The organism is Halobacillus salinus, assembly GCF_004684905.1.
GTDB lineage: Bacteria > Bacillota > Bacilli > Bacillales > Halobacillaceae > Halobacillus > Halobacillus salinus.
On sequence record NZ_SRJC01000001.1, the window covers coordinates 730558 to 751866 of the forward strand.

The window sequence follows — 21309 nt, forward strand, 5'->3', positions numbered from 1 at the left end:
GGACAAGAGAGGGGATTCATGTGAAGAAGGATATCCATAGTGTCAGAAAGAATATAGTCGATCGGAAAAAGAAGCGTGTTCAAGGTCATAATCCGTCACCCTCCCAATTGTACAAGCCTCCACAAGACGAGGAGATGCACGGTTTTCCGCCGCTTATCACCCCTAATGGTATAAGGAAGAAGGCTCCTCAAGAAGAGAAAAAAGCGAGCAACCTCGCCTTGCAAGTTGTCTTTGCCGCTCTGTTATTTGCTACTGTTGCAATTGGAAAGAATACATCATTTACTTTGTTGGACACACCAGAGCAATGGGTGACAAGTCAAATGCAAGAGGAGTTTCCTTTTGCTAAAGTGTCAGCCTGGTACACAGAGAGGTTCGGCAACGCTCTTGAGGTCATTGGAGACAATTCTCCGGCAGCACCTGAACAAACAGCATTACCTGTAAGCGGGTCTGTGAGCACATCCTTTCAAAATGACGGCAAGGGTATTCGGATGGCTGTAGAAGCTGGTTCCCCAGTGCAATCCGTTCAGCCAGGGACAGTTGTATTTGTAGGGAACGATGAGGAAACTGGTAAAACAGTCGTGCTACAACATAAGGACGGAAGCAAGACGACGTATGGATTCCTGACAGATATTCAAGTTCACTTGTATGAAGATGTGCCCGCCAAATCGGTCTTAGGCTCTGCTCAATCAGAAGAGGGACAGCCGGCAGAGATATTTTTCGGCATTGAAAAAAATAATCAATTCGTGGATCCTGTAAAGGTTATAAAAGTTGATGAAAGCTCTTAGGTTCACGAACACGATTCACATACATCCATTGTTCTTCCTTCTTGCAATCTCTGCGTTGTTGACGGGGCAGATCTATCCGTTCATCGTCTTGTTTTCTATAGTCGTGATCCATGAGTGCGGCCACTTTTACATGGCGAAATATTATGGTTGGAGAGTATCTAAAATTGAAATATGGCTATTTGGTGGAGCGGTTGTCAGTGATGAGCACCAGAGCCGACCGATAAAAGAGCAAGTACAAGTGACCCTGGCTGGACCTCTCCAGCATGTCTGGATCTTTGGCTTGCTTTTTTTCTTGGAGTGGGCAGTTGGACCGCATCCGCTCCTTTCAACAGCGGTGTATTATAATGGGGTTATTCTCCTTTTCAATCTTTTACCAATATGGCCTCTGGATGGTGGAAAGCTTGTGTTTTACTTTTTCTCTCAGGTGGCAACATTCAGGAATACGCAGCTCTTCACGCTTGCGTTTTCTTTATGTGCATTTCTTTCTTTAAGTGGATGGATGACTCTATATCACCACTGGACGCTCGCGAGTATTTGGCTTGCTGCTTTCCTTTTGATCGAACAGTTTCTGGAGTGGCGGAGACGGTCCTACGTACTGATGCGCTACTTGCTCTATCGTTCTTCTAATATCAAAGACAATCTTCCCAGTAAGTTTATTAAAGTCCGCGACGACCTATTGGTACGGGATGTGCTGAAGAACCTCCGCGCGAATTGCCGGCACGTGTATGTATTGAAACGACCAGAAGGTTCCTATATAGTAGACGAACGGGAATGTCTCGATGCCTTTTTTACAAGGGGAGATGCGAACCTTCGCCTCCGTGATATTCCAAATATCTCACAATGAGGGATAAGATGAGGACTATAACGCTACATACACAATCGACAGAACAAATCGGCATCGTTGAGGAAAACGGGCAAGTGGTAGAGGTCGTTTTCGACCGTCCGGGTGAATCCGCTCGGATAGGTTCTATATATAAAGGGAAAGTGATCAAGGTACATGCTGGTATGCAAGCTGCTTTTGTAGATATCGGCTATGAAAAAAATGCTTTTCTCAGGAAAGACGCGGTTCCATGGGCTAAAGATAAAATCGAGAGCAGTTTGACAGAAGGCGAATCTCTTTATGTTCAAGTATTAAAAGAGCCTTTTGATGATAAAGGAGCACAGGTAAGTGCCGACGTAACCATTCCTGGTCTTTACACTGTTTATCAGCCATTCGGAACAAGCGTATCCGTCTCGAGGAAAATAGACCTTGAGCAAGGGAAGCAATTAAAAGAGATGCTTTCACAAGTCCTTGAGGGCACGGAGGGAGCGATTATCAGGACTGCTGCAACCGAAGTAGAGGTCTCTGTCATCCAGGAAGAGATGGAGACTTTGAAAAAGTTATGGACGACACTCCCTGTTCCGAAGAAACCACAGTGTGTATGGGAAGACCGACTCGTCCCGGACCAGCTGCTACGTAAGTTTCCTGTTCACACGATCAAGCAAATCGGCGTTGATGATGTACAAGTTGCCAATAAATTGAGAGCAAGATTCCCGGGAGCTTCCTCTCTTATAGAATGGAAGAAACAAGGGGGCAGTTTGCCGATTTCCCAGTGGCAGGATGCTCTGACTAGCCGAAGGGTTGCACTAGACGGTGGTGGAGAACTTATCATTGACCGGACGGAGGCGATGACGGTTGTTGATGTGAACAGTGCCGAATACCAAAGCAATAAGACGGGTAAATCTCACACCTATGAAGTCAACAAGCAGGCAGCGGTAGAAATAGCACGTCAAATCCGCTTGCGTAACTTATCCGGTATCATCGTCGTTGATTTTATATCGATGCAGGATGTGTCTTTAGAGAAAAAGCTTGTACAACATATGAAGAAGCAAGTGGCGAGTGATCCCGTCAAGACGTCTATTTATGGTATAACGAAACTTGGCTTGATGGAAGTGACAAGAAGAAGAGATCGAAACAACGTGATGGACCTTTTAACAGAGCCCGAATCTCGCACCTACACTACAGACACGAAGGTGTACCGATTGGAGCGGGATCTGCTCGGTTTGGAGGCTTCTTCCTCTGAGGCAATCCTCCTTGCGGTTCACCCAGATTTATATGAAGCAAAAAAACGATTGCTTTCTCAAGCGATATCTAGTAAAATTCCACAGGAGCTGTTTGTTAGGCAGGATGCAGCAATCCTTGACTATCAAATTGAGCTTGAAGGGTCCGAAGACATGGTACGGGAAGCGATTATGAATCGTGAGTACTGTGTTGACAACTTGTTTTGAGATGTGGTAACATTGTTTTGTTATTCAGTAGCACTCCGTGGCTACAACCGCACAGAACAGGTTTTTAAACCGATGTTTCGGTACCTGAATGGCGAGTCTGAGTATAATGAGGAGGTGCAGGTATGTACGCAATTATTGAAACTGGTGGTAAACAAATCAAAGTTGAAAAAGGCCAGGAAATCTACGTTGAAAAACTTGATGTAGAAGCTGGTGAAACAGTTACATTCGACAACGTTCTTTTCGTTGGTGGTGAGTCTGCTAAAGTAGGCGCTCCATTCGTTGATGGTGCTTCTGTAACGGCTAAAGTTGAAAAACAAGGTCGTCAAAAGAAACTAACTGTCTTCAAATACAAGCCGAAAAAGAACTACAAGCGTAAACAAGGTCACCGTCAACCGTACACGAAGCTAGTCGTTGAAGACATCAACGCGTAAGGTTTCGGACGTATGATTGAGGTTACTATGTTTCGATCACAAGGTTCCATTACTGGTTTTGAAGTTTCTGGACATGCTGAAAGTGGGCCATACGGTCACGATCTCGTTTGTTCAGCCGTTTCAGCGGTTACCTTCGGGTCCGTTAATGCTGTAATGAAGCTGTGTGAAATTGAACCTGATGTCGAACAAGGTGGCGATGGTGGGTATCTGAAGATCACCTTACCGGAAGGCTTACGTGATGATGTTCATGTTAAAGCCCAAGTCCTGCTCGAAGGCATGCAGGTGTCCTTAGAAACGATTGAGTATGATTACGATCAATATATTAAAATTTCTCATCGATAAGGAGGTGAAGACTCATGCTACGTCTTGATTTGCAGTTTTTCGCCCAGAAGAAGGGTGTAGGTAGTACAAAGAACGGCCGTGACTCTGAGTCTAAACGTCTTGGAGCTAAGCGTGCAGACGGACAGCAAGCGACTGCTGGTTCAATCCTTTACCGTCAACGCGGTACAAAGGTTTACCCAGGAGCGAACGTTGGCCGTGGTGGAGATGACACATTGTTTGCGAAAGTAGACGGTGTTGTTAAATTCGAACGTTACGGACGTAACCGCAAAAAAGTTAGCGTTTATCCTGTAGCACAGGAAGCGTAAACGAATATTGTATGGTTTCATACGTGAGAAGCCGCGCTCTGCATCATGCATGAGCGCGGCTTTTTTATTTGCTTTCTGTCCCTTCTACAACATTTTGGTTTGCTAGGCACTTCTGCTATACTTTTCTTATCATGTATGGTGCGAAGGAGCTGGTGGAGTGGGAGAGAAAGAGATCATCGCATTACTTAGACATAAGCGTCATGACTGGATGAATCAAATTCAGCTCATTCAAGGGTATGCGTCTCTTGGAAAGCAGGAACGATTGATGGACCAAATCGGTCAAATCAAGGAAGAAGCGGAACAAGAGAGACGGCTGTTGAACAGCCGTGCACCTCATTTTACACTGTGGATGTTGTCGTTCAATCATGATGTCGATCAGTTTAGATTGAGGTATGAATTGAAGGAAGAGATTGATTTATCCCGTCATGATCTAGATTTACTAGCAAATGGGAGAAGGCTGTTTGAGCTTATGGAAGACCACAAAACAGACGGGGAACTTTACGAGGGAACCGTAACCCTTTATAAAGGGGATCAGCCTACAGTAATCGGGATGAGCTGGGAATGGGAAGGTACCTTCCGAAATGGAAACGAATTAAAAAAGAAGCTTGATGAAGTAGGATACATCTCAACCATTTTTGAAGATCAAGAGCTTTCTGTTGAGATGACGATAGAATGAAGAGGTGAAACATATGTTTGTCGATCAGGTTAAAGTATTTGTCAAAGGCGGCGATGGCGGTAATGGCCTCGTTGCTTACCGACGTGAAAAATATGTTCCAATGGGTGGCCCCGCTGGTGGAGACGGCGGAAACGGAGGAGACGTTGTCTTTGAAGTGGATGAGGGACTTAATACGTTAATGGACTTCCGTTATCAGCACCATTTTAAAGCAAAACGCGGTGAGAACGGTATGAACCAGAAGCAGCATGGGAAGAATTCAGATGCACTTGTCGTAAACGTCCCGCCAGGAACGACCGTAAGAGATGCGGACACGAATCGTGTGATTGCTGATTTAACGGAACATAAACAGCGAGCTGTTATTGCAAAAGGTGGCCGGGGAGGTCGTGGGAACGCTCGTTTTGCTACAGCGAGAAACCGTGCGCCTGAAATTGCCGAAAACGGAGAACCGGGTGAAGAGCTGGATGTCGTTGTAGAACTGAAGTTGCTTGCCGACGTCGGATTGGTTGGTTTTCCGAGTGTAGGGAAGTCGACATTGCTTTCTACGGTAACCGCAGCAAAACCTAAGGTGGCTGATTATCATTTCACCACACTAGCGCCGAATTTAGGAGTAGTGGAAAGTCAAGACCACCGAAGCTTTGTCATGGCGGATTTACCTGGATTAATTGAAGGGGCGCATGAGGGAGTAGGACTCGGACACCAGTTCCTGCGTCACGTAGAGCGTACTAGGCTGTTGCTTCATGTGATCGATATGTCAGGGCTAGAAGGAAGAGACCCTTATGAGGATTACGTGACCATTAACCACGAATTGTCTTCCTATGATGAAAGATTGAAAGACCGTCCACAGATTATCGTGGCAAATAAGATGGATCTTCCAGACTCAGAGGACCACTTGGAAATGTTCAAGGAACAACTGGAAGAAGACGTTGAAATCTATCCTATTTCAACGGCGACAAGACAAGGGCTGGACGAGCTTTTGTTTGCGGTAGCTGATAAGCTGGATCAACTGCCTAAGAATGAAGAGCCGATGGAAGAGAAAGAAGAGCGCGTCATCTATAAATTCGAGAAAGAGGAAGCTCCATTCCATGTTACTCGTGACGATGATGGTGCTTATGTTCTGTATGGCGAGAAAATCGAATCGCTCTTCAAGCGGACCGACTTCTCAACCGATCAATCCATCAACCGATTTGCGCGTCAGATGCGTAGCATGGGTGTGGACGAAGAATTGCGCAAACGAGGAGCGAAAAACGGCGATACGGTTCGACTACTCGAGTATGAATTCGAATTTGTGGATTAAGGAGGAGATGTGAATGGCGGATTATAATGAGAAGTTTTATTTAGTCCGTAGTGACATCCTTCCTGAAGCGATGAAAAAGACGATTGATGCCAAGGAGCTTCTGGAGCGTGGTAAAGTAGAGTCCATTTTCGATGCTGTCCAGCAAGTCGATCTATCCCGTAGTGCCTTTTATAAGTACCGGGATGCTGTCTTTCCTTTTCAAGCGATGGTGAAGGAACAAATGATTACGTTATTCTTCCACTTGGAGGACAGAGCGGGTACTTTGTCCAACCTACTCCAAACAGTAGCTGATTCAGGTTGTAATGTGCTGACAATCCACCAGACGATTCCTCTCCAGGGTAAAGCGAACGTGACACTTTCCTTGAACACGACTGGTTTATCCGGTACAATTGAACAATTATTGCAAAAACTTCATAAACTCGACTTTGTTGATCGTGTCGAGATATTAAGTTCTGGAGCATAAAAGGGAGAGAACGTCATGGGAGACCAAAAAATTGGCTATTTAGGACCTAAAGGTACATTCACGAAAATGGCAGTGGATGCTCTATTTGATGGAGGATCTTACATCAGCTATGAGAGTATTCCGGCCTGCTTAGACGCAGTGGAGAGTGGAGAAGTGGAGACCGGCGTTGTCCCACTGGAAAATGCTATTGAAGGATCTGTTCATCTGACAATTGATTATTTGGTTCATCAAGTAAACCAATCGATCATTGCAGAACTGACGGTTCCGATCAAACAGCATTTGCTTGTTCATCCAGAACAAAAGGATCAGCCGATTGAGCGTATTTACTCACACAGTCATGCTATTGCTCAATGCCATCAATACTTGCATAAACACTATCCTTGGGCGGAGCTTGAATATACGGCTTCAACAGGGAAGGCTGCTGAAATAGTCGCAGAGAAGGGTGTAGGGGTGGCTGCCATCGGTAACCATTTGGCTGCTGAGGAGAATGGTATGAGAATCGAGGACACGGACATCCATGATTATGACAATAACCATACCCGTTTCGCCGTAGTGCAGAAGCACCCTCAAACGCTGAAAGTGAAAGATCATCCGGTATCTAAACAGAAGACGACGGTAATGGTGACCTTGCCGAAAGACTATGTAGGAGCGCTGCATCAAGTATTGGCGGCGTTTGCTTGGAGGAAGATGAACTTATCCAAGATCGAGTCAAGACCGATGAAAACAGGTCTCGGCAATTACTTCTTCCTCATTGATGTAGACCAGCCTTACGATCAAGTCTTATTCCCTGGAGTACAAGCGGAACTCGCCGCTCTTGGCTGTGAAGTGAAAGTGCTCGGAACTTATCCAAGTTATCAAATAGATGTCCCGACGCCTGTGAAAAGAACCTGACCAGCGTTATGGGACAGAAAATAAATAGACCCTGAAAATCCTTTGTTTATAAGGATTCTCAGGGTCTTTTTCTGTTTTTTTACATATAATCTTAGGCTTTTTCATCAATCTTTTGCCTCTCTTCGCATAGAGTGTTATGAAGCTATTATTGTCTTATTGCTTTTACAGATTCACAGGAAGGGAGATGCAATTGTGAGAATTCACATTGTACAAAAGGGAGATACACTCTGGAACATCGCCAAAAAGTATGGGGTAAGCTTTGAAGAGGTTAAAGCCATGAATACCCAGCTTTCCAATCCTGATATGATCATGCCGGGTATGAAAATCAAAGTGCCTCAAGGAACGAAACCCGTCAAGAAGGAAGGTCAAGTAGCTCCGGCGAAGAAAGAGATGCCGAAAGCGCAAACGCCTTATAAAGACACTTCACCAAAACCGATCCCGGTTATCAAGGAAGATGAAAAAGAAGCACCAGTAAAAGGGGTCATGCAGAAACCGATGATGCCAATGCAACCTCAACCGATTAACATGAATATGCAGATGCCGAGTATCGACCAGCAGATGCAGAATTACTACACGACATTCCATCTACCGCAAATGCCGATGGCACAGCCACAACCTATGCCAGAAGAGGAATCATCAGAATCGGTGGAAAAACCAGCAGTAAAAGGTGTAGAGGCAATGCCAATGCAACAGCCTTGCATGCAACCACAGCTTATTAATTCTGATTTTTATTGCTGTCCTCCTCATCCTATGCATCCTATGCAAATGCCTATGCACCAGATGCCAATGCAGCAAATGCCAATGCAACCAATGCCGGGCTACGGTCCGATGGTAGCAGGTCAAGAATATGAAGAGAGTTCTGACATGATGCCAGGATCACAAGCTGGCGGTGATTGTGGTTGTGGAGGCGGTCAGCCACAGTATGGACCGATGATGCCTCAAGGTGGCCAGATGATGCCATATGGCCAGCAGCCACAGATGCAACAGCCGTTTATGCAGAATTATGGTCAAAACCCATATGGACAAATGCCTCAAGGAGGCGGATGGAATCCTTATGGTCAAGGACAGTGGGGTCCTTATGGAGGAGGCGGAATGCCGCAACAACCATGGAACCCAGCGGGTCAATGGAGTCCTTGGAGGGACGATGATGTAAATGAGGAGTAATCAACGGAAAGGCGATTCATACACGGATCGCCTTTTCCATTGGCTGAAGTATGAAGAAGAATTGCCTATAAAGTTAACGAGAACCATTAAGCCTAAAGTGTATGAAATTCGCTTCCAGGATACCCCGATGATTTTGAAAGGTTATCGCAGACCTCATGTTTTGGAGCAGCAAATAGAATTTTTTCGGCATTGGAATTATGCATCTAATTTGGCAGCTCGCCCTCTTCCTTTTCACCAAAACACCTATACTAAAAGTAAGCTCGGATGTGAGTGGGGGCTTTTCGAATGGATAGAAGGCCACCATTCATCCTTCGAGAAGCAGAAGGATTGTCAAAGTGTGATCCATGTTCTAAGGCAGTTTCATAGGACCTCTAAAGGAATAGCTGTACTCGCGATTCCTAAAGATCCGCTATATATTAAATGGGAAAGGCGTCTGGAGCAGTTTGAAGATACTCGGGATGTCTTTTTAGATTACAGAAGAATCAAGTTGTTTGATGAGCTTAGGGATTGTATGCTGAAACAGCTGGATGTCTTCTCCAATCACCCTTGGGGGGAGTTAGAGGAGAGGGCGTGGGATAGTCATGAGTGGCTCCACGGAGACGTAGCACACCATAATTTTATCGTAGAACCAGGTGGCTCGACGAAAATGATTGATTTCGATCTACTGCATACAGGTCCTGTCTTGTATGACTATATTCAACTCGGTCAACGTTTTCTGCCTCATTTTTATGAGAATAAAGATCAGTTATTCTCTTTGTTCACTTTTGTTGAGAACCGCAAGCTGTGGCTTCAAGGTGTGCGCGTTCCAGCTGATTTGCTAAGGGAATGGTTATTCTCCCATAGGAAGAGCATACATGAGGACCTTTCCCTTTCCAAGCAGGTAAAAAAATTGGAAAAGGCGTGGCAGAAACGCAAGTTGTTTGTCCAGTCTACAGATTCTATGCTATGATTTAAGCATACTATTCTGTGAAAGGATGAACAATCCTGTGGAGAAAAAGGTAGAACAAATTGTATCGTGGTTACGCGATAAAAAAGAAGAAGCAAATGCCAACGGATTCCTTGTAGGGATAAGTGGTGGAATTGATTCCGCTGTAGTGGCAAACTTGATCAAGAGAGCTTTTCCTGATAACTCATTAGGTGTGATTATGCCTTGTAAAAGCCAATCCGATGACCAGGAACATGCTCAAAAGGTAATCGATGGCTGTGACATCAAATCGATGGTAGTCGACTTGACGGAAACTCATAACGTAATGTTCGGGACGATTAAAGACCAATTGCAGCAGTCTGGTGATTTCAATGAAAGCAATGAACAGCTTGCGGATGCGAATCTTCGCGCACGTCTGAGAATGAGTACTTTGTACACGGTTGCGACCAACTACAATTACTTAGTTGTAGGAACAGATAACGCTGCTGAGTGGTACACAGGCTACTTCACGAAGTATGGAGATGGCGGAGTGGATCTTGTACCGATCTCCAACCTTACAAAAGGGGAAGTACGTGAGATGGCCGAGTACCTTGGTGTTCCTGATGAAATCGTTCATAAACAGCCTAGTGCCGGTCTTTGGGAAGGTCAGACTGACGAAAATGAGATGGGCACAAGCTACGAAATGATCGACAAGCACTTGAAAGGGGAAGAGATTCCGGAAAAAGACCGTGAAGTGATCGAGGCTATGCATAAGCGCTCTGCTCACAAGCGTCAAATGCCGCCTTCTCCGCCCCAATAAGATTGGCGAATATTAACAGACTACAAACATCCTCCTAAGCCCATAGTAAGGGAAAAAGGAGGATGTTTTTATGTGGAAGTTATTCACGGTGCTCGCAATCTCAAGTTTGACGCTGATGGCATGTAATGCAGATGAAGCGCTTGAACCGGAGAAGAATGCAGAAGAATATGAACCGATGGAATATCGTGGAGATGCAGGTATTGAAAGAAGAGGACAGATCCCGACCGGAAAAGACAGTTATTTTAAACGTACAGCGGAGAAGGAATTCCGCGATACAAAGTATAAGGAGTCCAGCAGAGCGAGAGATAATGCCTTCAACAATGAAGACGCCATGGAAGTAGTCGAGAAGGTCAATGAACTCAAAGAAGTGACATTGACTCAAGCCTTCACTACGGATGATAAAGTTTACATTGCTGTGATGGTGAACCCATATGATAATCGTGATCATACGATGTCTTCACGTGTTCGAGCAAAAGCGAAAGAAGTGACAGACAAGCAAGCGGTTATTTGGATCAACAATAACAATTGGGACAATATGAAAGATTTGAATTCACGTTTGAAATCCTCGAAAGCTCCAGATGATATCAAAGAACGTATCCAAGAGTTCTTTAAACAAGGCAGGGACTGACGCATTCCTTTAATCTTTTCCTTTACCTATGGTATATTGGTAAAGGAAAAGATTTGCTTTGGAGAGGAGAATGTCCATGGCTGGTCATTCAAAATGGAGTAATATTAAACACCGTAAAGGCGCACAAGACAAAAAACGTGGGAAGCTTTTCATGAAGCTGGCTCGTGAAATTTATATGGCAGCGAAAGAAGGTGGAGGGGACCCTGATACCAACCCGAACCTTCGTCAAGCTGTAGACAAAGCAAGGTCCAACAACATGCCGAACGACAACGTCGACCGTGCTATCAAAAAGGCGACTGGTGACCTTGAAGGAGTAAACTACGAAGAATTCACTTATGAAGGATACGGCCCAGGTGGCGTAGCAGTGATGGTTACAGTTCTTACAGATAACAAGAACAGAACAGCAGCAGATGTCCGTCATGCCTTTAATAAGAATGATGGAAACCTCGGGGAAAACGGCTGTGTATCCTTCATGTTCAATCGTAGAGGATTCCTAGTGATCGATCGCTCAACGAACGAGGCGGATGAAGAGGAGATGCTCCTTGAAGCGATTGAAGCTGGTGCAGAAGATATGGAAACGACAGATAGTCATTTTGAGATTTACACGGAACCGGAAGCCTTCTCTGAGGTGAAACAAACACTCGAACAAGATGGTTATACGTTCTCAACAAGTGAAGTGACGATGATTCCTGAAACATACACTCCTCTCGATGAAAAAGGAGTAGAGAAAATGCTCAAGCTCATCGATATGTTAGAAGATAATGATGACGTGTCGGAAGTCTACCACAACTTAGATGCGGATGAAGAAGTTTTAGAAAAGTTATCTTAAATCCCTTTATCTATGATAATAACTTCTGTTTCTGGACACACTAGAAACAGAAGTTATTTTGTTTAGGAGGGGATCCTAAGATGATGCGGTTAGTGGTTACCATTCTTTTGTTGATGACGGCGGTGGGATGTCAAGAAGGGATGGAAGCGCATGATTTAGCTTTGGCATCAAGAGGAAAGGTAGAGAAAGTAATGGTTCCTTTAAGAGAACCAGAGGCTGCACCTACACTTGTGAAAGCAGAACCGCTTGAACTTACGGTAGTCTTGAATCAATACTATTTGGATGGTGTAACAGAGACTACAGAAGTAAACGAAACGATATGGTCTATGATGGACTTCTGGGCAGAGTATGAAGGATGGACGTTGGAGTCCCAGGCAGTCGATCGAGTAGTTTTCAGTAGAAAGGTTGAAGATATTTCTCCGCTTACAAAGAAACAAGGATACTTCGGACTGACTGAAGCGGGGGAGCTCGCTGTCTTTCAAGGGTTACCAAGCCAAGGCAAAGTCATGGAATCCTTCAAACCGGTTCCTGTTCAGCCTCTAGAATCTAAGCGGAAGCTAGAACTTGAGAAGGGGATAAAGATCAAGAGCTACACGCATTTCAAACAAGTTCTTGAAAGATATTCTGATCAAGATGTAGTCTAAAAAACAGTCTAAGGGCTGTTTTTTTATGTTTAAATACATGCAATGCACCTTCTTAACTTGATTGTAGCTTCGCCCTTACATAACGATAGAATCAATAGGCGAACATGTGCTTCTATGTTACAATAAGAAAGTTAAGGAATATAGCTAGAGAGGATTTCAAACCATGATTGCATATATTAAAGGACAATTGACTACGATTGAAGATACATCGATTCTGATTGAAGCTGGAGGGCTCGGTTATGAGATTCTTTGCCCCAATCCATTCCGCTTTCAAGAATCTATAAATAAAGAAGTTAAAGTTCATACATATCACTATGTGCGGGAAGACCAACAGACGCTGTTCGGTTTCAAAAAGAAAGAAGATAAGCAATTGTTTGCTCAACTGCTCAATGTATCGGGAATAGGTCCTAAGGGAGCGCTTGCTATTTTAGGGACAGTCAGCGTACCTGAGTTCGTCTCGGCGATTGAACAGGAAGATGACAAGTATCTCACGAAATTCCCTGGAGTAGGAAAGAAGACAGCTCGACAAATGATTCTCGACCTTAAAGGCAAGCTGATTGTATGGCTTCCTGATGAGAAGAATGAAGATACGATTTTCTATCAGGACGGGTTAACGTCTCAAGAGAAACGTGAACATATCGAAGACGCTTCAGAGGCCCTTAAGGCTCTCGGGTACACAGAGAAAGAAGTGAAGCTAGTCCGCGCAGAGCTTGAGAAAGCAAAAGAGGGTACGGTGGATGACTTTGTCAGACAAGGCCTTCAGTTATTAATGAAAAAGTAAGGAGGAGTCACCGTGGAAGATCGGATGATTTCTGGAGAACAACAAGGGACAGAACAGGATTTAGAGCTAAGTCTACGCCCTGAAACCTTAAAGCAATATATTGGTCAAGACCAAGTAAAGAACAATCTGGGCATCTTTATTGAAGCGGCTAAAATGAGAAATGAACCGCTGGATCATGCGTTGCTGTATGGGCCACCTGGACTTGGGAAGACGACGCTTGCCTCGATCATCGCAAATGAGATGGGTGTTCAATTCCGTTCTACAGCAGGTCCCGCTATCGAGCGTGCTGGGGACTTGGCTGCGATTCTTTCATCGCTAGAGCCTGGGGATGTTCTCTTTATCGATGAGATACACAGGCTGCCCCGCTCTGTTGAGGAAGTGCTTTATCCTGCAATGGAAGACTTCTGCTTGGACATTGTAGTGGGGACCGGCCCAAGTGCAAGGTCTGTACGTTTGGATCTTCCTCCATTCACTCTTGTAGGTGCTACAACACGGGCTGGGCTCTTATCGGCTCCATTACGCGACCGTTTCGGTGTACACAGCCGGTTGGAGTATTACGATACGGAAGCTTTATGTTCGATCGTAGAACGGACAGCTGACATATTCGATGTGGAAATCGATTTTAATGCAGCGGTTGAAGTCGCACGACGCTCACGTGGAACACCTCGTATCGCGAACCGCTTGCTGAAGCGTGTCCGTGATATTGCTCAAGTGAAAGGGGAAGCTGTCATTTCAAAGGAAACGACTCAAAAAGCGTTAGAGATGCTTCAAGTGGATGCTGAAGGGCTTGATTTCATCGATCACAAGTTATTGCTCGGGATCATGGATGGCTTCCAAGGTGGACCAGTCGGACTGGATACTATATCAGCAACGATCGGTGAGGAATCTCAAACGATTGAAGATGTCTATGAACCGTTCCTCTTGCAAATCGGCTTTATTCAACGAACGCCACGAGGGCGTGTGGTGACCCCTAAAGCGTACGCACATTTCAATAAGGAGTTGCCGAACTCTTGACGGGCTTTGGGAAAATCTTTATTGTGATAGGGATTGTGTTTATTTTGATTGGAGTGATTTGGACATTTATCGGGAAACTTCCCGGTGACCTGACGTTTAGACGTGGAAATACGACGGTCTATTTTCCGATCATGACTTCCATCGTAGTCAGCATTGTCCTTTCCTTGATCTTTTACATCATAGGAAAAATACGATAGTGAGAATAGGGGATTGTTATGGATATCAAGCAGTATGACTTTGAACTGCCAGAAGAATTGATTGCTCAAGTTCCATTAGAGGACCGCACCTCTTCTAGACTGATGGTTTTGAACAGGGAAGATCAAACCATTAAGCACCAGCAATTTTCTGATATAAAACAGTTCATTCAGCCAGGAGACTGCCTTGTGTTGAATGACACGAAAGTACTTCCTGCCCGCCTGTACGGTGCTAAAGAAGATACTGGTGGTAAGGTGGAAGTTCTGCTTCTTCACCAGACGGAAGAAGATGAATGGGACGTCCTAGTGAAACCTGCGAAGAAAGTGAAAGAAGGGACACGTATAGAGTTCGGGGACGGTCAGCTTGTAGCTGAATGTACTGACATTCAGGAACACGGTGGCCGTAGAGTCCGCTTCTCATATGAGGGCATTTTTCTAGAAGTATTGGAATCCCTAGGAGAGATGCCGCTTCCTCCTTATATAAAAGAACAGTTGTCTGACCGGGATCGGTATCAGACTGTCTATGCTAAGGAAGAGGGATCGGCTGCTGCTCCGACCGCAGGGCTGCACTTCACGAATGAACTTTTGCAGGAACTGAAGGATGAAGGCGTCGAGCTTGCCTATCTGACATTGCACGTTGGGCTCGGAACCTTCAGGCCGGTTAGTGTCGATAACGTAGAAGAACACGACATGCATGCAGAGTTTTATCAGTTATCAGAAGAAACGGCTGCACAATTGAATCGTGTCCGCGAAAACGGGGGGCGGATCATTTCCGTAGGGACCACTTCGACTCGCACACTGGAAACGGTTATCCGCGATTATGGAACCTTCCAGGAGGCGAGCGGTTGGACGGATATTTTCATTTACCCACCTCAGAAGTTGAAGGCAATCGATGGATTGATTACGAACTTCCACTTGCCTAAGTCCACATTGATTATGCTTGTGAGTGCTTTTGCAGACCGAGACTTCATTTTAGAAGCTTATCACCGTGCAGTGGAGGAAAGGTATCGATTCTTCAGCTTTGGGGATGCAATGTTGATTTTATGATAATAGAGAACAGTAGAAAGGATCCAATATTATGGCGATCACATACGAATTAATTCACACATGTAAACAAACAGGCGCCCGGTATGGTAAAGTTCACACACCACATGGCTCATTCGAAACACCGATGTTCATGCCGGTTGGGACACTGGCGACTGTGAAAACGATGAGCCCGGATGAACTGGAGCGGATGGGTGCACCGATCATTCTTTCGAACACCTACCACTTGTGGCTACGCCCTGGAGAAGACATCGTTAAAGAAGCTGGTGGGCTTCATAACTTCATGAACTGGGACGGGTCTATATTGACCGATTCTGGAGGGTTTCAGGTTTTCAGTTTGAGTGACCTGAGAAAGATTGAAGAAGAAGGCGTCCACTTCCGAAACCACATCAGTGGAGAGAAGCTGTTTCTTTCTCCTGAGAAGGCGATGCGCATTCAGAACGACCTAGGGGCGGATATTATGATGGCATTTGATGAATGTCCTCCTTATCCTGCAGAGCATAAGTATATGAAAGATTCTGTAGAACGCACGAGTCGTTGGGCGGAGCGTTGCCTTGAAGCGCATCAACGTCCTCACGACCAAGGGTTGTTTGGTATTATCCAAGGTGGCGAGTACGAAGACTTGCGTCGCCAGAGTGCAAAGGACCTCACATCGATGGACTTTCCAGGGTATGCTGTTGGAGGGCTTTCTGTCGGTGAGCCTAAAGATGTCATGAACCGTGTTCTTGAATTTACAACTCCATTACTACCATCAGAAAAGCCTAGATATCTCATGGGCGTCGGCTCTCCTGACTCCTTAGTCGACGGAAGTATTAGAGGAATCGACATGTTTGACTGTGTATTACCGACACGTATTGCCCGTAATGGAACGTGTATGACATCAAACGGTCGTCTTGTCGTACGTAATGCCAAGTTCGCGCGTGATTTCCGTCCGCTTGATGAGAATTGTGACTGCTACACATGCCGAAATTACAGTCGCGCATACATCCGTCACTTGGTAAAAGCGAATGAAACATTCGGCATTAGGCTTACGACTTATCATAACCTATATTTTCTGTTAAAATTAATGGGGCAAGTGCGTGACGCTATTAGAGAAGATCGACTCGGTGACTTTAGAGAAGAATTCTTTGAGCAGTATGGTTTTAATAAACCGAACGCAAAGAACTTTTAGAAGGGGGGAAGTTAAATGGAAACATTAGTAGGACTATTACCTATTATCCTAATGTTTGTCATTTTCTATTTCCTATTGATCCGTCCACAGCAAAAGAAACAGAAGAAGGTTCAACAAATGCAGGCGGATTTGCAAAAAGGGGATAGAATTATAACAATCGGAGGCATGCATGGTACAATTCATGCTATTGATGAAGGATCACTTGTACTTACTGTCCAAGACGGTACACAAATGAGATTCGATCGCTCTTCGATTCGTGAGAAACTGAATGAAGATTAATAGGATGCTGAAATCCCGTTACACATTGTAACGGGATTTCTTTGTTTTCTTATGTGTTACCTCTTCACGGTCCTACGAGGCAGGTTAACGCCGATCATACCGCCAAGCCAGGCGGCAAGTACTAACCCTCCGAAATAGCTCAGCTGTGGTAAGGACACCCATTGATTCTCAAAAATGACTTGGAAGAGTACCATAGCCATGACAAAGATCAGCCCTGTCATTCCACCCGATAACCAGCCTTTTTCTTCACTTTTATACGCCGCTAACATTCCACCGAATGCCAGAATACTGATTCCGGAGATGAGTGCAATTTGGTTGAGTGTTTGATAATCCATCGAAGTGAATCGTAAGAGTAGAGCTAAGAATACGGCGAACATAATCATGAGAACAAAAATCGAACCGACCCCGTAGCCAAGTACCCCTTGAACCATTTTCTTCACAGTGTTTCCTCCTCTCTCTTCTAAAAGAGTTTGTCGTTTCACTATATGCAAGATGTCCACATAGATAGAAGTAGATATTTTCCGAATGACTTGAATAGATATAAAGAAAAGTCGCTGTAAAAGGGGAAGATCTATGTCTACTATGTTGGCCTTACTCATCTTTATCGTAAGTTACGTCTTGATTATGACCGAAAAGTGGAATAGAGCTCTTGTAGCACTCGCAGGCGGCGTGCTTCTTTTGATTACGAATGTCTATCAATGGGAAGAGGCTTTCGGATTTATCGACTGGCAGACGATCGCGCTGCTGTTTTCCATGATGGTACTCGTCTCGATTACAAAAAAGACAGGTGTTTTTACGTTCGTAGCCATTCGTCTCGCGCAACTTGTGAAGGGGAGGCCGGTTCCGTTGCTTCTCGTAACAGCAACCTTCACCGCAGTTGGATCTGCCTTTCTTGATAATGTGACGACCGTTCTTCTTTTTGTACCTGTATTACTGTCCTTGATCGATCGCTTGAAGCTGCCTGCATTTCCTTATCTGCTAATGACGATTTTCTGTTCCAATATAGGAGGAACAGCGACGTTGATTGGCGACCCACCGAACATAATGATCGGACAGGCGGTAGAACATTTCAGCTTCGTTTCATTCCTTTATCATCTAGGTCCGATTGTGGCCCTTATCTTCCTTGCCGTGGTTTCCATAGTCGTTGCATTATTTCGTAAAAAAATGACCTACAACAAAGAGCTTGCAGAAGAACTCATGAGAATGGATGCCTTTGAGCATTTGAAAGTGTCCAAACTTCTCATTCAGTCTCTTACTGTACTAGCCCTTACGATCATTGGATTCATGATGCACCCCTTTGTTCATATGGATATTACGACAATTGCAGTTAGTGGTGCACTCTTATTACTTTTCTTGACGGATAAAGAACTGGATGTAGAGCATGTGTTCCAGGAAGTAGAGTGGGTGACACTATTCTTCTTTATGGGATTATTCATGCTTGTAGGAGGTCTCGAGACAGTAGGAGTAATTGATGAGATGGCAAGAGGGATGGTATGGATCTCAGGAGGGGATATGCCGATCACATCAATGGTAATGCTATGGAGTTCGGGGATTTTATCAGGGATTGTAGATAACATACCATTTGTAGCCGCGATGATACCTGTCGTTCAAGAACTTCAAGGGTACGGGATGATGAACGTCGACCCGGTTTGGTGGTCGCTCGCATTAGGTGCATGTCTCGGAGGCAACGGAACACTGGTCGGTGCTTCTGCGAACGTTGTAGTAGCAGGGCTCGCTGCTAGTTACAATCAACCAATTTCGTTTGTCCGCTTCTCTATGTACGGTATTCCAATCTTGATCCTTTCGCTCGCTATGTCGTCGGTTTACATCTTTTTCCGCTACCTGATACCTTTCCTTTAATAAAATGATAAAAATAGGTGAGATTATAAAGAGGAATTCTTTTGAAAGGTCGTGGCTGAAGTGTTGGCACTCTCGATCATTTTACGTACGATTCTCACCTATTTCATCATCTTGCTCGTGTTCCGGTTTATGGGGAAAAGGGAGATAGGAGAACTGAGCGTGATGGACTTAGTCGTGTTTGTCATGCTTGCAGAAATCGCCGTCTACCTTATTGAAAATACGGACGCCCCATACTGGCATGCCATTTTGCCAATGGTTGTCCTGCTTCTCATTCAATTATTCAGTGCGTGGTTCTCTTTGAAAAACCAAACCTTCCGTAATTGGTTTGATGGGAGGCCCACCGTAATTATTAAACACGGGGCAGTCGATGAGTATGAAATGCGCCGCCAACGATATAATTTCAATGATTTGTTATTACAGCTGCGAGAGCAGGGAATTCAACAAGTCCAGGACGTAGAATATGCCATTTTAGAACCTTCTGGGAAGTTGTCTGTATTTGAGAAGAAAGAGGATGGGACTTCCGATTATGCTGTGGTGCTTATCTCAGATGGACATATTGAAAAAAGCGGTCTTAGGAACATCGATAAAAGTGAAGATTGGTTGTTGGAAGAAGTGAAGAAGCAAGGGTTCGAATCCGTCAAAGACGTCTCCCTATGTACGATCAATGACAAAGGAGAAGTGCAGATGGATGAGAAAGATGAATACAAAAAATAACCGCTTCTAGGAGCGGTTATTTTCGTGTGCGCTTTCCACGGGCGTCCGCTGAGCTTCCTGTTAAGAAGGGATTTCAGCAACGTTCGTAGTCACTTCTTGTATCGCAGAACAGATATTAATATTCATTCAAACAACCAAAATAACCGCTTTAAGAGCGGTTATTTTTTGTGGAGCCAACGGTTCCATGGGATCATGTTCCATTCCTCTTTGGTTAACAATTTGAAAGCAAAGAGGAGGGTTATATAAATAACGCTCAGCATGGCAGCGACCATGAGGAGGTGCTCGACGCTGTTCAAGTTGATCCACTGTTTCATCGTAAAGCCGGTCCAGCCTGTTATTGCCATGATGATGGCGAATTTTCCAAATAACAATGTCGGGAAAGTTACCACCTTATGTTTCATCAGTACTCCTAAGTGAAGTAGCGTAACGACCACGACTCCGATGGAAATAGCGACTGCCACACCCCGGATACCAAACTCAGGTCTTGAACTTAATGCGACAAGGACAACGAATTTGATGACCGCACCGATCAGCGTGTTCCACATAGCTGGTCGTGCTAGGTCGAGTGCTTGAAGACTTGCTTGCAATGGTGTCTGGATATAGTGTAGTAAAAAGAAAGGTGCCATAAACTGAAGCATGAATGCCCCACTGCTCGTCCCGTAGACTGTTGTCAGAATCACAACCGGAAAAATCATGAAAACAATCGTGATCACACCACCTGATGCAAGAGACAGCCTCATCGACTGCATGATTCGGTAGTGTATGGTCTGCTTATGTCCTTTTGCACCTGCCTCACTTATAGAAGGCACGAGTGATACGGACAGGGCATGAGTCAAGAAGGTGGGAAGAAACAAGAGCGGGAGAACATATCCTGTAAGTTCACCGTATTGTCTCGTTGATTCAGCAACAGCTAGGCCAGCTATCGCAAGACTTTGTGCAACAAGTATCGGTTCAAAGAAATACGTCAGCGATCCGATGAAACGACTGCCGGTAGTTGGAAGGGCAATCGTCATCAGCTCATTCAGTGTCTTTTTGCCTTCTGCAATATGGTGTTGCCAGGTTCTTCTTAGCTTGAATCGTTTCTGCAATTTGAATTGTCTCAACATGTAAACGAGCGACACTAACTCGCCAAGAACGACTGCTGACATAGCTCCAGCTGCCGCAAACTGTACTCCATAAGGCATGAACATTTTCGTTAAGAAAAAGACTGACCCGATTCGGACGACTTGCTCGATTACTTGGGAAAAGGCTTGTGGTTTCATATTTTGGCGACCTTGAAAATAGCCCCGAATGACGGATGATACAGCGATAATGGGAATGATAGGTGTAACGGCAAGCAATGGATAAAGGGCTCTTGGATCTGTTAAGAAATATTTGGCGACAACGGGAGATAACAAAAACATCCCGACAGTAAAAAGGATGCTCAAACTTCCTGTAATAGCAAGGGAGACAAGTAAGACCTGCTTGATCTTCTTCTCATCTCCGACAGCATCTGCTTCAGAGACTCGCTTCGAGATCGCAACAGGTAACCCGAACTGAGTCAGTGTCATGGCCAATATCAAAGTCGGCAGTGCCATCATGTAAAGCCCGACACCCTCAGCACCCATCACACGGGCGACGACGATACGGTTAATAAAGCCAAGCACCCTTGTGATCAGTCCTGCAGCAACAAGAATCAAAGCCCCTTGAAGAAAGGTTTGTTTTGACATAAGGACAATCCGCCTTCTCAAAGTTATTAAATTCCGATACAATGAAGTATATGCGCTAAGGTGGACAAGGCATGACAGGCAATACGAATTTCATCAAAT

General features: G+C 44.8%; 26 protein-coding genes and 1 other annotated feature. Of the genes, 24 read left to right on the forward strand and 2 right to left on the reverse strand.

The genetic code is table 11. The annotated features are described in order from the left end of the window. Positions 1–20: 20 nt before the first annotated feature. The 22 genes from E4663_RS03965 to yajC all read left to right on the forward strand — a co-directional run bounded on the left by E4663_RS03965 (position 21) and on the right by yajC (position 16927). On the forward strand, positions 21–785 hold the full coding sequence (locus E4663_RS03965) for a M23 family metallopeptidase (RefSeq protein ID WP_135326751.1): 765 nt from the start codon (positions 21–23) through the stop codon (positions 783–785). Beyond that, positions 772–1629 (forward strand): site-2 protease family protein, encoded by an 858-nt coding sequence (locus E4663_RS03970; protein WP_135326752.1) that lies wholly within the window; start codon positions 772–774, stop codon positions 1627–1629. Before E4663_RS03965 ends, E4663_RS03970 begins: the two co-directional genes overlap by 14 nt. An 8-nt stretch (positions 1630–1637) precedes the next feature. After that, on the forward strand, positions 1638–3053 hold the full coding sequence (locus E4663_RS03975; protein ID WP_158290415.1) for a ribonuclease E/G: 1416 nt from the start codon (positions 1638–1640) through the stop codon (positions 3051–3053). A 35-nt stretch (positions 3054–3088) separates the two neighbouring features. Further along, positions 3089–3162: a sequence feature (ribosomal protein L21 leader region), on the forward strand. A gap of 13 nt (positions 3163–3175) precedes the next feature. Beyond that, positions 3176–3484 (forward strand): 50S ribosomal protein L21, encoded by a 309-nt coding sequence (gene rplU, locus E4663_RS03980; RefSeq protein WP_079479536.1) that lies wholly within the window; start codon positions 3176–3178, stop codon positions 3482–3484. 12 nt (positions 3485–3496) lie between these two features. Continuing rightward, positions 3497–3826 carry a ribosomal-processing cysteine protease Prp gene (locus E4663_RS03985; RefSeq protein ID WP_135326754.1) on the forward strand — a complete coding sequence of 110 codons (330 nt, stop codon included), beginning with the start codon at positions 3497–3499 and terminating at the stop codon, positions 3824–3826. Positions 3827–3840: 14 nt separating this feature from the next. After that, positions 3841–4131, forward strand: a complete 291-nt coding sequence (rpmA, locus tag E4663_RS03990; RefSeq protein ID WP_035509352.1) for a 50S ribosomal protein L27 — start codon at positions 3841–3843, stop codon at positions 4129–4131. Positions 4132–4288: 157 nt separating this feature from the next. Continuing rightward, positions 4289–4807 carry a Spo0B domain-containing protein gene (locus tag E4663_RS03995; RefSeq protein ID WP_135326755.1) on the forward strand — a complete coding sequence of 173 codons (519 nt, stop codon included), beginning with the start codon at positions 4289–4291 and terminating at the stop codon, positions 4805–4807. 13 nt (positions 4808–4820) lie between these two features. Next, a complete protein-coding gene (gene obgE, locus E4663_RS04000; protein WP_079479539.1) occupies positions 4821–6101 on the forward strand; it encodes a GTPase ObgE in 1281 nt (426 codons plus the stop codon). A 13-nt stretch (positions 6102–6114) separates the two neighbouring features. Next, positions 6115–6564: an ACT domain-containing protein gene (locus tag E4663_RS04005; RefSeq protein ID WP_079479540.1), complete on the forward strand. Its 450-nt coding sequence runs from the start codon at positions 6115–6117 to the stop codon at positions 6562–6564. Between the two features lie 15 nt (positions 6565–6579). After that, positions 6580–7455: a prephenate dehydratase gene (gene pheA / locus E4663_RS04010; RefSeq protein WP_135326756.1), complete on the forward strand. Its 876-nt coding sequence runs from the start codon at positions 6580–6582 to the stop codon at positions 7453–7455. Positions 7456–7647: 192 nt separating this feature from the next. Continuing rightward, the gene (gene safA / locus E4663_RS04015) at positions 7648–8619 is read left to right on the forward strand and encodes a SafA/ExsA family spore coat assembly protein (RefSeq protein ID WP_079479542.1); all 972 of its coding nucleotides are present in this window, start codon (positions 7648–7650) and stop codon (positions 8617–8619) included. After that, complete coding sequence (locus E4663_RS04020) at positions 8609–9568, forward strand: aminoglycoside phosphotransferase family protein (protein WP_079479543.1); 960 nt, start codon at positions 8609–8611, stop codon at positions 9566–9568. The genes safA and E4663_RS04020 overlap by 11 nt, the downstream gene beginning before the upstream one ends. A 37-nt stretch (positions 9569–9605) precedes the next feature. Beyond that, positions 9606–10343 (forward strand): NAD(+) synthase, encoded by a 738-nt coding sequence (gene nadE / locus E4663_RS04025; RefSeq protein WP_079479544.1) that lies wholly within the window; start codon positions 9606–9608, stop codon positions 10341–10343. Positions 10344–10413: 70 nt separating this feature from the next. After that, positions 10414–10971 (forward strand): YhcN/YlaJ family sporulation lipoprotein, encoded by a 558-nt coding sequence (locus tag E4663_RS04030; RefSeq protein ID WP_079479545.1) that lies wholly within the window; start codon positions 10414–10416, stop codon positions 10969–10971. 76 nt (positions 10972–11047) lie between these two features. Beyond that, complete coding sequence (locus E4663_RS04035; RefSeq protein ID WP_135326757.1) at positions 11048–11800, forward strand: YebC/PmpR family DNA-binding transcriptional regulator; 753 nt, start codon at positions 11048–11050, stop codon at positions 11798–11800. A gap of 80 nt (positions 11801–11880) precedes the next feature. Next, positions 11881–12444: a BofC C-terminal domain-containing protein gene (locus E4663_RS04040; protein ID WP_135326758.1), complete on the forward strand. Its 564-nt coding sequence runs from the start codon at positions 11881–11883 to the stop codon at positions 12442–12444. A 163-nt stretch (positions 12445–12607) separates the two neighbouring features. Beyond that, on the forward strand, positions 12608–13225 hold the full coding sequence (ruvA, locus tag E4663_RS04045; RefSeq protein ID WP_079479548.1) for a Holliday junction branch migration protein RuvA: 618 nt from the start codon (positions 12608–12610) through the stop codon (positions 13223–13225). Between the two features lie 12 nt (positions 13226–13237). Beyond that, positions 13238–14239: a Holliday junction branch migration DNA helicase RuvB gene (ruvB, locus tag E4663_RS04050; RefSeq protein ID WP_079479549.1), complete on the forward strand. Its 1002-nt coding sequence runs from the start codon at positions 13238–13240 to the stop codon at positions 14237–14239. Beyond that, complete coding sequence (locus E4663_RS04055) at positions 14236–14436, forward strand: DUF2905 domain-containing protein (protein ID WP_079479550.1); 201 nt, start codon at positions 14236–14238, stop codon at positions 14434–14436. Before ruvB ends, E4663_RS04055 begins: the two co-directional genes overlap by 4 nt. A gap of 18 nt (positions 14437–14454) precedes the next feature. Continuing rightward, positions 14455–15480, forward strand: a complete 1026-nt coding sequence (gene queA, locus E4663_RS04060) for a tRNA preQ1(34) S-adenosylmethionine ribosyltransferase-isomerase QueA (protein WP_079479551.1) — start codon at positions 14455–14457, stop codon at positions 15478–15480. 31 nt (positions 15481–15511) lie between these two features. Continuing rightward, positions 15512–16648: a tRNA guanosine(34) transglycosylase Tgt gene (gene tgt / locus E4663_RS04065; RefSeq protein ID WP_079479552.1), complete on the forward strand. Its 1137-nt coding sequence runs from the start codon at positions 15512–15514 to the stop codon at positions 16646–16648. Positions 16649–16663: 15 nt separating this feature from the next. Continuing rightward, positions 16664–16927: a preprotein translocase subunit YajC gene (gene yajC / locus E4663_RS04070; protein WP_079479553.1), complete on the forward strand. Its 264-nt coding sequence runs from the start codon at positions 16664–16666 to the stop codon at positions 16925–16927. Between the two features lie 56 nt (positions 16928–16983). Here the strand turns inward: yajC and E4663_RS04075 are convergent, their stop codons facing one another. Further along, on the reverse strand, positions 16984–17358 hold the full coding sequence (locus E4663_RS04075) for a TIGR04086 family membrane protein (RefSeq protein ID WP_241657160.1): 375 nt from the start codon (positions 17356–17358) through the stop codon (positions 16984–16986). A gap of 142 nt (positions 17359–17500) precedes the next feature. Here E4663_RS04075 and E4663_RS04080 point away from each other — a divergent pair, with 142 nt between their 5' ends. Continuing rightward, a complete protein-coding gene (locus E4663_RS04080) occupies positions 17501–18787 on the forward strand; it encodes an ArsB/NhaD family transporter (protein ID WP_079479555.1) in 1287 nt (428 codons plus the stop codon). 60 nt (positions 18788–18847) lie between these two features. After that, complete coding sequence (locus tag E4663_RS04085; protein ID WP_241657161.1) at positions 18848–19501, forward strand: DUF421 domain-containing protein; 654 nt, start codon at positions 18848–18850, stop codon at positions 19499–19501. Between the two features lie 158 nt (positions 19502–19659). On the opposite strand, the gene spoVB is transcribed toward E4663_RS04085, so the two are convergent. Then, positions 19660–21210, reverse strand: coding sequence for a stage V sporulation protein B (spoVB, locus tag E4663_RS04090; protein ID WP_135326759.1), 1551 nt, complete (start codon positions 21208–21210; stop codon positions 19660–19662). Positions 21211–21309: the final 99 nt, after the last annotated feature.

Bases quoted from the DNA above. Each gene is read 5' to 3' on its own strand.
- E4663_RS03975 (WP_158290415.1), top strand. From the start codon at position 1,638: ATGAGGACTATAACGCTACATACACAATCGACAGAACAAATCGGCATC.
- E4663_RS03985 (WP_135326754.1), top strand. From the start codon at position 3,497: ATGATTGAGGTTACTATGTTTCGATCACAAGGTTCCATTACTGGTTTT.
- E4663_RS04075 (WP_241657160.1), bottom strand. From the start codon at position 17,358: ATGGTTCAAGGGGTACTTGGCTACGGGGTCGGTTCGATTTTTGTTCTC.
- E4663_RS04005 (WP_079479540.1), top strand. From the start codon at position 6,115: ATGGCGGATTATAATGAGAAGTTTTATTTAGTCCGTAGTGACATCCTT.
- E4663_RS04030 (WP_079479545.1), top strand. From the start codon at position 10,414: ATGTGGAAGTTATTCACGGTGCTCGCAATCTCAAGTTTGACGCTGATG.
- E4663_RS03970 (WP_135326752.1), top strand. From the start codon at position 772: ATGAAAGCTCTTAGGTTCACGAACACGATTCACATACATCCATTGTTC.
- tgt (WP_079479552.1), top strand. From the start codon at position 15,512: ATGGCGATCACATACGAATTAATTCACACATGTAAACAAACAGGCGCC.
- obgE (WP_079479539.1), top strand. From the start codon at position 4,821: ATGTTTGTCGATCAGGTTAAAGTATTTGTCAAAGGCGGCGATGGCGGT.
- rpmA (WP_035509352.1), top strand. From the start codon at position 3,841: ATGCTACGTCTTGATTTGCAGTTTTTCGCCCAGAAGAAGGGTGTAGGT.
- rplU (WP_079479536.1), top strand. From the start codon at position 3,176: ATGTACGCAATTATTGAAACTGGTGGTAAACAAATCAAAGTTGAAAAA.
- E4663_RS04035 (WP_135326757.1), top strand. From the start codon at position 11,048: ATGGCTGGTCATTCAAAATGGAGTAATATTAAACACCGTAAAGGCGCA.
- E4663_RS04020 (WP_079479543.1), top strand. From the start codon at position 8,609: ATGAGGAGTAATCAACGGAAAGGCGATTCATACACGGATCGCCTTTTC.
- pheA (WP_135326756.1), top strand. From the start codon at position 6,580: ATGGGAGACCAAAAAATTGGCTATTTAGGACCTAAAGGTACATTCACG.
- yajC (WP_079479553.1), top strand. From the start codon at position 16,664: ATGGAAACATTAGTAGGACTATTACCTATTATCCTAATGTTTGTCATT.
- E4663_RS04080 (WP_079479555.1), top strand. From the start codon at position 17,501: ATGTCTACTATGTTGGCCTTACTCATCTTTATCGTAAGTTACGTCTTG.
- spoVB (WP_135326759.1), bottom strand. From the start codon at position 21,210: ATGTCAAAACAAACCTTTCTTCAAGGGGCTTTGATTCTTGTTGCTGCA.
- E4663_RS04040 (WP_135326758.1), top strand. From the start codon at position 11,881: ATGATGCGGTTAGTGGTTACCATTCTTTTGTTGATGACGGCGGTGGGA.
- queA (WP_079479551.1), top strand. From the start codon at position 14,455: ATGGATATCAAGCAGTATGACTTTGAACTGCCAGAAGAATTGATTGCT.
- ruvA (WP_079479548.1), top strand. From the start codon at position 12,608: ATGATTGCATATATTAAAGGACAATTGACTACGATTGAAGATACATCG.